This window comes from Microcoleus sp. w2-18bC1 (assembly GCF_036700365.1).
Lineage (GTDB): Bacteria > Cyanobacteriota > Cyanobacteriia > Cyanobacteriales > Microcoleaceae > Microcoleus.
This window is the reverse complement of record NZ_JAUBOS010000049.1, coordinates 1-12397: the sequence shown is the minus strand read 5'-3', so window position 1 is coordinate 12397 and position 12397 is coordinate 1. Positions and strand designations below refer to the sequence as shown.

The window sequence follows — 12397 nt, the reverse complement described above, 5'->3', positions numbered from 1 at the left end:
AATAAACTTCCAACCGGAATCTTTTGGGATCTTCTCAAGCATTGGCGATCGGGAAAAGCTGTGGGGAAACAAAACAGTACAATTAAGTAGCTCAACCTAAAAAAACATAACATCCTACAGAACCGCAATTAATCTCGTTTTTAGCCAGGTTGTGGCGAGCGCAAATTCGCTACCGCCCCGTCGAGGTAAACTATCTCTGAATTATTTTCTCACAGCTTCATCACTGCTTGCTGGGGCATTTTTACCTTTTGATTCATTTCCAGAGTATCGTCGATTAGCCGTTGCCAATATTGCTTGAACTCAGCAATTGCTCCCTGAACTTCTTCTGGTGTTGAAGTTTGAGGCTGTTAATTTGCAGACACACTCTAATAACTTAATTTTTTGTTATTTTCCCAAAATCCGGCACTTTTTGCTAAAATCTTAAATAAAAGTAACAAAAATATATGGGAATTGGCTGAGGGAAATTAGGGAAATCCCAGCAGCGCTGCAAAGTTCGGATTCTCAAGACAGGCTGCGGGCGGGTAAGGGCTGTGAGAAAGGGCGATTCTGCGGTGGCGCTACCGATGTTGCTGAGGAAAGTGAAGGATGGGGAGTTTATGGTGCGATCGATCGTGGCGATGGGATGGCTGCAAACTCAAACTGCGGAAGCTTTGGCGGCGCTGTTAAAAATGACGCAGTTCGATCGCGCGATCGGAATGTGCGATCCGAAGCCGCTAACTCTTTGTCAATGTTCGGAAGCGAGGCGATCGCTCATTTCGTGGCAGCTTTTCCTGGCGATGACAATTGGCTCGTCCGTCGCTGTACGATGGCTCGGCTGTGCGATCGCTGTCGCCCAAAATTGATTGTCAAAATGCTATACTCAAAATCAGAAAATAGTTGTACAATGTTTTTCTAGTGGTTTTTTACCGCTGCGCCTCCAAGGTGAAAGCAGGTGAAAGCAAGTAAAAAACACTAAGCGCGGGCGTAATTCAGTGGTAGAATGTCAGCTTCCCATGCTGAACGTCGTGGGTTCGAGTCCCACCGTCCGCTTTGACTGAATTTTCATAGAATTATGAAAATTAATTAGTGCTATCAATTCAATCTATGGCTTATTTCTTAACCGCTGCTTTATATAAGTTCGTTGAACTACCTGATTTTGCTGAGCTGAAAGCACCGCTAATCGATTGTTGCAACAACAACAACGTCAAAGGCACTATTTTGCTGGCTCAAGAAGGCATCAATGGCACTATTGCCGGCTCGTCCGAGGGCGTACACGCAGTGCTGGCATTCTTGCGTAGTGACCCGCGTTTTGCGGATCTGGTACACAAGGAATCTTTCTCGGAAAAAGCACCTTTTTATCGCCTGAAAATACGCTTGAAGCGCGAAATCGTCACGATGGGAGTACCGGACATTAATCCCCGCCTCATGGCTGGCAAATATGTTAAGCCGGAGGAGTGGAATAAGCTGCTTGACGATCCCGATGTTGTGGTGGTTGATGTGCGTAACGACTTCGAGGTATCTATGGGTACTTTTGAAGGTGCTATTAATCCCAAAACAAAAAGCTTTTCTGAGTTACCTGAATGGGTGCTGCGGGAAACTGCTTTACGCAATAAACCCAAGGTGGCAATGTTTTGCACCGGTGGTATTCGCTGCGAGAAATCTACTGCTTTTTTGCGTACTCAAGGTTTTGAGGAAGTCTATCATCTCGAAGGCGGAATTTTAAAATATTTGGAAACGGTGCCGGAAGCAGAAAGTCGTTGGGAAGGTGAATGTTTTGTCTTTGATGAACGAGTTTCGGTTGGTCAGGACTTAAAGCCGGGTAACTATGAACTTTGTCGCGGTTGTCGTCACCCGATTAGTCAGGAAGATAAGGCTTCGGAATTATTTGTACTTGGTGTGAGTTGTCCTCATTGTCATGACTCAAAAACTGAAACCAAAAAACAAGCCTTATCTGAACGTCAACGTCAGATTGAGCTTGCTAAGCGTCGCAACCAAGTGCATATAGGCGCGCGCTACGATGCGAAGAAAAAAGTAGATGGTGCGATCGACTAATATTATTATTCACTAAGCTTAAAGAAACCCCGTTTCTACGAAAAATCTTGTTTAGCGACGAGAAATCTACGAAGAAACGGGGTTTCTGACCCGAAAAACCCGATCGTGCGATCGACTAATTATATCGTTTCCAGTGGCATCGGAATAATAAAATCGAGTCAACAGTTAACAGTCAACAGTCAACAGTCAACAGTCAACAGTCAACAATAATTCCGGTGCAACCGGAATTGATATAATATGTCAGCAACATACCCGATTTTGTATTCCTTCCGCCGCTGTCCCTATGCTATGCGGGCGCGCTTGGCCTTAATGGTTAGCAATCGGGTGTGTGAGTTGCGGGAAGTTGTTTTGCGAGACAAACCACCAGAGATGTTGGAGGTATCTCCCAAAGGTACAGTACCAATATTAATGGATGTTGACGGGCGGGTTCTAGATCAAAGTATCGATATCATGTTGTGGGCATTGAGACAACACGATCCTGAAAAATGGTTGATGCCACAGCAAGGTTCCGTTACAGAAATGCTGGAACTAATCGCTCTATTTGATGATACGTTTAAATATCATCTTGACCGTTATAAGTACCCCGATCGCTATCCCGGTGTTGATGCTCAAGTACATCGTTATGAAGGTTCTTTATTTCTGGAACGACTCAACTCACAGTTAAGTGCCACTAAATATTTATTTGGTAACAATGTAGCATTGGCTGATATGGCGATCGCACCTTTTGTTCGTCAATTCGCTCATACAGATCCAGCTTGGTTCAACGAACAGCCTTGGCCACCGCTACAAGCTTGGTTAGCAGAGTTTACAGACTCTCAAATTTATAGCAGTGTGATGCAGAAATACCCGAAATGGGAATCCGGTAATGCAGGCGTTGTTTTTCCTTGATCGTAAGTAGGTATTCTTATTCGCTGCCCGGATATTTATTGAATACCAAAATGTTAGTTACCATGCTAAACTTATTGTTTTCCGAATAGCAGATTGACTGTCATTTGACTAAAAAAGCGACGCAGGCGAAACTCGCATCTTGCTAATTTTTTTAATGTGAAAGGATGTACTGTATTCTAGTAAGTATTGTCAGGCTAAAACTATGATTGATGTTGGTTCATTAGTTCGATCGCCCAGAAACGATTTGGGAGTCGGAAAAGTTGTCGAGGTATCGCGTACCGAGGCGGTAGTTGAATATTTTTGCTCAGTTAAAAACCGCATCCGCAAAACTGTACCCTTGGGTTTGCTGCAAGAAGCCAGACTTCAGCGCCAAACCCGCTGCTACCTCTGGAGTACAAGTCAGGAAAGATGGATTATCGGTCGAGTTTATGACTGGGATGAAGATAAATTAGAGTACGAAATTGACCTGCCCGACAGCCAAAGTTTGCAAGCTGTCGAAAGCGAACTTTACGTTCGCTGCAATATCCCGATCGCCGATCCGATCGACATTTTAGCAGTCAAAGGCCAAGAAACGCCGTATTTTCACGATCGCCGATTGGCATTCGTTCAATCTGCGATCGAACAGCGGGCCGTCAGCCGCGGCATGACCGGTTTAATTTCTGCTAATATAGACCTCTATCCGCACCAAGTTGAAGTCGTCCGGCGCGTCCTAGAAGACCCAATCGTGCGCTATTTATTAGCCGACGAACCAGGACTGGGAAAAACAGTAGAAGCCGGCACAATTCTCCGCCAATTTCTGCTAGATGAACCCAACGGACGCGCTGTGGTTCTGGTTCCGAAATACCTGCTCGAACAGTGGCGGCAGGAGTTAGAAAATAAATTCTATTTGTCTCATTTTGCGGATAGAGTGCAGCTTGTTGCTATTAGCGAAATCAATCAAGTTAGCCGCAATGCCAACCTAGATTTTCTGATTGTGGATGAAGCGCATGATGTGGCAGCAATGGCAAATTCGAGCGATCGCGCTCAGCAGCAGTCGTTTGAACTCTGTCAGAAACTAGCTCAAAAAAGCAAAAATGTATTGTTATTATCTGCAACGCCAGTTATCGGCCATGAGCAAGATTTTCTAACGATGCTGCACTTGCTAGATCCGACAACTTACCGTCTTGATGACCTGGAAAGCTTTAAGGAACAGGTGCAAAACCGTCAAGAAATCGGCCGCGCTTTGCTGGATTTCAGAGAAAAGGCCAAGCCTGCTGTTTTGCAAACAAAACTCGCTCAACTTCGCACTATTTTTGCCAAAGATGATTATTTAATCGGATTAGCAACAGAGTTAGAAAGTTGTTTGAAAACTAAAGAAACCGCAGAACAGGCTCGGCTTGTCCGAACTATTCGCACTCACGTTAGCGATACCTACCGCCTGCATCGTCGCATCCTTCGCAACCGCCGGGATGCGGTTGAGGATGTGATTTTCGAGCGAGAGGCTGTCCCTAAAACTGAGTACGATCTGAATGATGAACAGTGGTCGGAAATTCAAACCGTACTCGATAAATGGCGCACAGTCGCTCCCAAGTCTAGCGAATATCAGAGAATATTTCTGCTATTTTTCCGCGCTTCTGGTACTTGGCTGAATGTTTTAGAACGGGTTGTCAAAGCTCGCTTGCAGAAAAAATCGACTCCTGAACTCGATCGCGAATTTGGACAAAATGACACAGCAATTTTGACCAAAACGGAGCTGTTTCCAGAAGAAAGGGAAATGCTGGAAACCTTGCTCAATACCCTGGAAAAGCCCCAGGAAGGACTCGATCGACTGAGTTTGTTACGAATCGCCATTCTCCGATTTTTGGCAGTTGCTTTGAAGGTTCCGCGCGAGTATCACAGCAAACCTCGCGATTTGCTGTCGAGAATTCAACAGCAAATTAAACGGCCGATTCCAGGCGAGCGTTTCCCGAAAATTGTGATTTTTACCAGTTTTACTGCAACTTGTAAAGAGATTGCGGAAAATTTAGCTAAAATCTTTGGTAAAAATGCGATCGCCAGCCATGACACGACCAAATCGGCTGATGAGGTTGAGGCTAGTCTCAAGCGGTTTAAGACTGAACCCCATTGTTTTATCTTAGTGTGCGATCGATCGGCAGAAGCAGGGGTAAATCTGCAATTGACAGATTGGTTAGTTCACTTCGATTTGCCGTGGTTTCCCAACCAGTTAGAACAAAGACTCGGCAGAGTCGATCGCATTGGTAGCAAAATGGGAGTGCAATTTTGTTTGTTTGCAGGCCCGGATATGCCAGAGAGTCCCCACGAAGCTTGGTTTCAAGTTTTAAAAGATGGGTTTGATATCTTCAACAAATCTCTTGCCAGCCTTCAGTTTTATGCTGAGGAAAAACTTCTCAAACTTGAAGAAAAGTTGTTTGCTGAGGGAGGCAAGGGCTTATCGAGCGAAATTGAAGCGATTAAAACTGAAATCGAACAAGAGAAAATCAAAATTGATGAACAGTACGTTCTCGATGAAATTGATACTCTTGATGACAGCGCATCTCAGTATTTTGAGTCTCTCGATAACTGCGATGCTAAGCATAAAGAAATGCAGCGGTCTACAGAAGGTTGGTTGTGTCAAGCTCTTCACTTCAAACAAATCGAACATCCGAGTATATCGGGGCTGATGCGCTATAAACCTACTCAAAAAACTTTAATTCCCTCGAACGATTTGATGACCAGATTGGTTCCTTATTGCCAGCAATATGGTAGTTACAATCGCCGCATTGCTCATCAGAATGCGGATGTGGCTCTTTACCGCATTGGTGAGGGATTGATCGATGCAATTAGCTCTTATATTCGCTGGGACGATCGGGGCCAAGCTTTTGCCATGTGGCGGCATGATGAAAGTTGGGATGCGGAACCCGGGAAGGAGTGGTTTGGCTTTCAGTTTAATTATTCCATCCAGACTGATGTGCAACCGGCAGAGCAAGTTTTGCAAGCACAAAACATCGAAAATTACAACTTGAAAGCTTTGCAGCGCCGCGCTGATGCTCTGTTTCTGCCCATTTTTGAAACTGTGTTTGTAGATGCTCGCAGCGAAGAAATGTCACTGGTGGAAGATGCGGAAATTCTAGCGATTTTGCAGCGGGCTTATAAGGGGAAAGGCGGGCAGAATCGGGATTACAATTTGTCGAAAAATCGCACATCGCTGATTGACAGTTTTGTCGATCCGCTAGAATGGGATGATTTTTGTCAAAAGGGACGGGTGGTATCGGAGAAATTGTTGCGCGGGCGATCGGCTTTTGTGGAAATGTGCGATCGATCTGCTGTCACGGCTGCAATCCAACTCGAAAACCGGGTGAATCAATTGCAGTTGCGCTTGCATCGACTTTCTAAATCCGAACAACTTTTAGAATCGGTTTTGGCTGATGAAATCAATACCGAAAGTTTGTTGAATCAAGCGGTTTTAGCTGGTATTCGCCGCCCGCACATGACTCTTGAGTCTGTGGGATTTATTGTGATTTCTGGGCGTCCTCCTGTAAAGTCGGAGGATGAAGGATAATTTGTTTGGTAGGGCGATCGCTCTTTTTGGGGGCGATTCCCTACCCTTCGGGATAGCTTCGCTTCACGCTTTTTTTGAACCGCAGATGTAGGCAGATAAACGGGGATGGACGCAGATGAAGGAAAGGGCGATCGGTTTTATCTAAACTGCGGAAATGACAGCAATTTTTAGGTGATGGGACTGCAAAAATGGTAAGATAAAAGGAGTAGTAATGAGTAGCAGTGATTTAGTTAAAAGCCACGCTTCGGCCTGACATCAAAGCGCGTCGATCGCATGGGAATTGAACCGCACAGCTAAAATGAAGAAGTCTCCGATCAAAATTTTGCTCGTAGATAATGATGGAGGGCTGAGTGCAACACTGGCAAAGGTGTTGGAGGCAAATCATTACGGGTTTGATCGTGCAAATGATGGACAAGTGGGCCTAGACTTGGCAGCCACAATTGAGTATGACCTGATATTGTTAGATGTGCAAGTTCCCAAACTAGATGGAATTAGTCTATGTCGGCAATTGCGATCGCAAGGCTACTGCAAACCGATCCTGTTAATGACGGCAAAGGATTCAGATGCGGAGGTGGTGGCTCTTTTCGATGCGGGAGCAGATGATTACATCAGCAAGCCTTTTGCTACGAAAGTATTACTGGCAAGAATCCGAACTTTATTGCGACGAAGTAAAGCACTTTATCCAGGAGGTTATACTCAGAATTCAGCGGCTAATACATTGACTTGGGGATATCTTTGTTTAGATTTAGAGTCTGGTAGAGTGACTTTTTGCGAACAAATAATTTCACTGACAGCAACAGAATATAATCTGCTGGAATTATTACTGCGAAATCCCGATCGCATCTTTAGCCGCAGTGCTATTTTGGATCGGCTGTGGGGATTTGATGACGCACCAACCGATCGCGCCATTATCACTCATATTAAGGATGTCAGAAAGAAACTGAAGGCCGGCGGCTTAACTGAAGAAATCATTGAAACAGTTTATGGCATGGGCTATCGACTGAAACCGTACACCCCATCTGCGTCGTCTCATTCAAATAATTCTGGGATTGAGCGCCCCCAAAAACATCAATCTCGCGGGGTAGATAAGTCCGATATCGACAAAGTTTTAGAGCGGTTTCGGGGAGGCTTCGACCAACAAATTGCTGTATTGGATCAGGCAAAAACTGCTATATTAGCAGGAAAATTAGAAACTGAATTACAGCAATCGGCAAAACGTGAAGCTCATAAATTGGCCGGCTCTCTGGGATCTTTTGGTTATCCCGAAGGCTCGAAATTGGCACGCTCTGCAGAGCATTTGCTAATAAACGATCGCTCTTTGACTGCTGAAGAAATTACCCGCTTCTCGGAATTGGTGACAGGATTACAGCAGGAATTAGCCACAACACCTATTAAATCAACCGCAGCACCAGTTTCTACTATTTCAATTTTCAACTATCGGGTTTTGGTAGTTGATGATGATGCTGCATTAACGGAGCGATTGAAAGTAGAATCCGCAGCTTGGGGATTGCGGATGAAAATTGCGCCGAATATTACTGCTGCCCGATCGCGTCTTGCCCTGTCCATGCCCGATGTGATGTTACTAGATTTAAGTTTTGCAGAGACAGAGGAAGATGGATTGACGCTACTGCGAGAACTGACCGAGCGATCGCCTAACCTGCCTATAATTGTTTTTACCGGACGAGATAGCCTTGCCGATCGCTTGGCTGTATCGCGCTTAGGTGCTAAGCAATTTCTCCACAAACCTGCAACCACCGAGCAAATTTTTCGAGCGATTTCCCGTGTTCTACCCAGTCCCAAAACTTCAGAAGCCAAAGTCTTAATCGTAGATGATGACCCTGTGATGCTGGTTAAATTATCAGCGTTACTGACTCCCTGGGGAATTGAGGTGACAAATCTCAAAGAACCACAGCAATTTTGGGAGATGTTAATTAGCACTGAACCCGATTTAGTAGTGCTGGATCTAGAAATGCCGATCGTCAGTGGCTTAGAATTGTGTCAGGTCGTCCGACAAGATATCCAATGGGAAAATTTACCGATTTTGGTGGTGACAGCCCATACCGATCCAGAATCTCTGCAACAAGCCTTTGCAGCGGGAGCCGATGATTTTATTACCAAGCCGGTACTAGGGCCTGAATTAGTCACGCGGGTACTCAGCCGAATCAAGCGCACTCGTCCTTTACTTCAGGGTGGGAATACTTAAATAAAACTTATACCAATTTTTTATGAGGCTGCATAGAATCCGATCACCCTGGCGCCCCCCTTAATAAGGGGGGGACAAGATTCCGATCAAAGTCCCCCAACAACCAGGAGGATTTAGGGGGATCGAGATATGTGCAACTTCACATTAAATTGGTATTACGCACAAGGGCTAAAAACCCGGTTTCGGCCTCAATCTAAAAAATGTAATTAATTAAGTAGATTAATGATAGATCATACTGATGAGAATTATGGGGAATTGCAACAACAGCAACAACAAATCCTTGCTAAAACCGCACTTTCTCTCTCCGAATCCCTCCAACTAGAAGATATTCTCAACACTACGGTAACGGAACTCAGAAACATTCTGCAATGCGATCGCGTAATTATCTTCCAATTTGCTCCAGACTGGAGCGGCAAGGTGGTGGTAGAGTCAGTTGGTTCAGAATGGAGATCAATCTTATCCACTCAGATACAGGAGCCTTGCTTTGCTGAAAGCTATATCGAACCCTTCAAACAAGGCTTATTCACCTCTCAATATGATACTTATACTGCCGAAATTGATACTTCTCACCGGGAATTCCTGCCAAATTTTCACGTTACAGCTAGCCTGGTTATTCCTATCCTTAAGGGAGAAGAACTTTGGGGATTATTGATTGCCCATCAGTGTACAGAACCTCGCGAATGGCAACCATCAGAAATTGAACTCATGCGACAGCTAGCAACTCAAGCTGGAATTGCCATTCAGCAAGCTGATTTATTTGAGCAAGTACAAACGGAACTGAGGGAGAAAAAACAAGCAGAAATTGCCCTACAAAAACTCAATACTGAACTCGAACAACGAGTCATAGAACGGACAGCCGAACTCACTGAAGTCAACCATAGCTTGCAACAATATATCCATCAAGTTGAAGACCTATATAATAATGCTCCCTGTGGCTATCATTCCCTAGATGCAGCAGGAACAATAATTATGATTAATGATACGGAACTGAAGTGGTTAGGCTATACCCGCGAGGAAATTGTAAACCAAAAGAAATTTGTTGATTTAATGACACTTGAAAGTAAAAATATTTTTTATCAAAACTTTCCCTTATTTAAAAAAGAAGGCTGGATAGAGAATTTAGAGTTTGAGATGTTGAATAAAAGCGGAAAACCGATTTGGATAAACTTAAATGCGACAGCAATTTATGATGAAGCAGGTAACTTCATGATGAGTCGTTCTAGCGTATTTGATATCACCGAGCGCAAACGTACTGAAGAAGCCTTCCGCCAATATGAACGCATCATATTCAATACAACAGATGGGATTGTGCTGATGGATCGCAACTATATTTATCAAATAGTCAATCAAGCTTATTTGACTTGGTGCAACAAATCTGAAAGCGAAGTTATCGGAAATTCTGTTAGAAATATCCTGGATGCAGACGTGTTCGATAACTTAATCAAACCTCGGTTAGACAGATGTTTGGCGGGAGAAAAAATTCAGTATGAAAACTGGTTTGATTCTCCCAATTTAGTCAGGCAATTTTTGAGCGTTACTTATACGCCTTTACGTGATATAGGCGAAAATATTGTAGGGGTAATCGTCAGTCTGCGCGATCTGACTAAACTTAAACAAGCCGAACAAATGCTGGAGCTTCAGGCGGTTATTACCCGCAACATGGCGGAAGGAATTTGCTTAGTAAGAATCGACAATGGAGTAATTGTCTATGCCAATCCTAAATTTGAGCAGATGTTTGGCTATGACTGTGGCGAACTCAACGGTCAGCACGTTTCTATAGTGAACTATGGCAGCGAATCGGTCAGTCCTGAAGATGTAAATCAAGCCATTCGGTCTGCCGTTTTACAAAGGGGTGAATTTAGCTATGAAGTTCATAATGTCAAGAAAGATGGAACTCCATTTTGGTGTAGTGCCACTTGCTGTGTATTCAATCATTCCGACTATGGCGAGGTTCTGGTGGCCGTTCAGCAAGATATCACAGTAGCGAAGCACCTCGAAGAAGTTCGACAAGAGGCGGAAGCAGCCTTACTACAGAAATCCCGAACGGAACATTTGCTATGGAGGATTACTCAAGGGATTCGCCAATCTTTGGATCTGAATGCCGTTCTAAATACTGCTGTTATTGAAATCAGGCAGACATTACAAACTGATCGCACTGCCATTTACCGCTTTAATCCTGATTGGAGTGGTGATTTTGTCGTGGAGTCAGTTGGTGAGGGTTGGGTAAAACTGATAGGGAGCGACCTTCAAAAAAATTGTGCAGATACCTATCTGCAAGAAACTCACGGCGGTCGCTTCCGCAATCATGAAAACTTGGTGATTAATAATATTTACAGCGCTGAAATTCAACAGTGTCATATCGAGCTAGTGGAACAATTTCAAGCAAAAAGTTATGCAGTTTTCCCGATATTTTTGAGAGAAAAGCTCTGGGGTTTGTTAGCTATCTACCAAAATACGGCACCTCGTCAATGGCAATCGTGGGAAATAGAATTAGTTGAACAGATTGCCAGCCAATTGTCGATCGCCATTCAGCAATCTAAACTGTACCGACAACTTAAGCTAGAACTGCAAGAACGTAAGCAAGCCGAAGCCACGATCCGAGAAGCCGAACGACGCTGGCGATCGCTTTTGGATAACGTGCAGTTGATTGTTGTCGGACTTGATATAAGGGGAAATGTCAATTACGTTAATCCTTTCTTCTTACAAATCACAGGATATACTCACCCCGAAGTTATCGGAAAGAATTGGTTTAAAGAATTATTACCCCGTTCTATTCAACAATCGATTAAAGTTGTTTTCTCGGAAGTTTTAGCCCAGAAATATCATGTCTATTATCAAAATCCTATCTTGAAAAAATCGGGTGAAGAACGGTTCATTGCTTGGAACAATACCGTTCTGCAAGATTCAGAGGGAAACATCATTGGAACTATCAGCATTGGGGAAGATATTACTGAACGACAAAGGCTCGAACACATTAAAGATGAGTTCATTGGCATTGTCAGCCATGAACTTCGCACTCCTTTGACAGGAATCCAAATGTCATTGGGACTAATAAAAAGTGGGGTTTATGATAAAAAACCAGAAAAATCTAGACGCATGATTGAAATTGCCCTCCTTGATACCAATCGTTTAGTGAACCTGGTTAATGATATTTTAGATCTGGAACGCCTAGACTCCGGGCGGGCAATTGTGGAGAAAACTGTTTGCAAAGCTGCAGATTTGATGCAGCAAGCAGTAGATTGCATTCAGGCGATCGCTACTCAACAACGGATCTCATTAATCGTTACCCCCACGGATGCCGAAGTCTGGGCAATAGGAGATGCGATCGTCCAAACTTTAACAAATTTGCTCAGTAATGCAATTAAATTCTCACCTGCCGATTCCACAATTCATCTGAGTGCCGAAAACCAGACAGACTTTGTGCTGTTCCAAGTTAGCGATCGCGGACGAGGCATTCCTGCCGATAAACTAGAACTGATTTTTGGGCGATTTCAGCAAGTCGATGCCTCCGACTCCCGTGAAAAAGGAGGCACCGGTTTAGGTTTAGCAATCTGTCGCAGTATTGTTGACCGGCATGGCGGCAAAATCTGGGCGGAAAGTATCTTAGGTGAAGGCAGCACATTTTGCTTTACCCTACCCTTACCCACCACTGAATAACGCTTAGGAATGAAAAATAAATAAGTTGATTAGTTATCGGTTATAATGAAAAAAGTGTGAGATTACAATTTTTACCAAAA

6 protein-coding genes and 1 tRNA gene are annotated in these 12397 nt (G+C 44.0%); all 7 read left to right on the top strand.

Features of this window, described 5'->3' with window-relative positions:
- Positions 1 to 530 precede the first annotated feature (530 nt).
- Positions 531 to 842, top strand: a complete 312-nt coding sequence (locus QT979_RS21040) for a hypothetical protein (protein ID WP_333311591.1) — start codon at positions 531 to 533, stop codon at positions 840 to 842.
- Between the two features lie 115 nt (positions 843 to 957).
- Positions 958 to 1029, top strand: a tRNA-Gly gene (locus tag QT979_RS21035).
- 54 nt (positions 1030 to 1083) lie between these two features.
- On the top strand, positions 1084 to 2031 hold the full coding sequence (gene trhO, locus QT979_RS21030) for an oxygen-dependent tRNA uridine(34) hydroxylase TrhO (RefSeq protein WP_333311590.1): 948 nt from the start codon (positions 1084 to 1086) through the stop codon (positions 2029 to 2031).
- Between the two features lie 237 nt (positions 2032 to 2268).
- Positions 2269 to 2919: a glutathione S-transferase gene (locus QT979_RS21025; protein WP_333311589.1), complete on the top strand. Its 651-nt coding sequence runs from the start codon at positions 2269 to 2271 to the stop codon at positions 2917 to 2919.
- 202 nt (positions 2920 to 3121) lie between these two features.
- Positions 3122 to 6457, top strand: coding sequence for a protein DpdE (dpdE, locus tag QT979_RS21020; protein WP_333311588.1), 3336 nt, complete (start codon positions 3122 to 3124; stop codon positions 6455 to 6457).
- A 298-nt stretch (positions 6458 to 6755) separates the two neighbouring features.
- Positions 6756 to 8660, top strand: a complete 1905-nt coding sequence (locus QT979_RS21015) for a response regulator (RefSeq protein WP_333311587.1) — start codon at positions 6756 to 6758, stop codon at positions 8658 to 8660.
- Between the two features lie 222 nt (positions 8661 to 8882).
- The gene (locus QT979_RS21010; protein ID WP_333311586.1) at positions 8883 to 12317 is read left to right on the top strand and encodes a PAS domain S-box protein; all 3435 of its coding nucleotides are present in this window, start codon (positions 8883 to 8885) and stop codon (positions 12315 to 12317) included.
- Positions 12318 to 12397 lie beyond the last annotated feature (80 nt).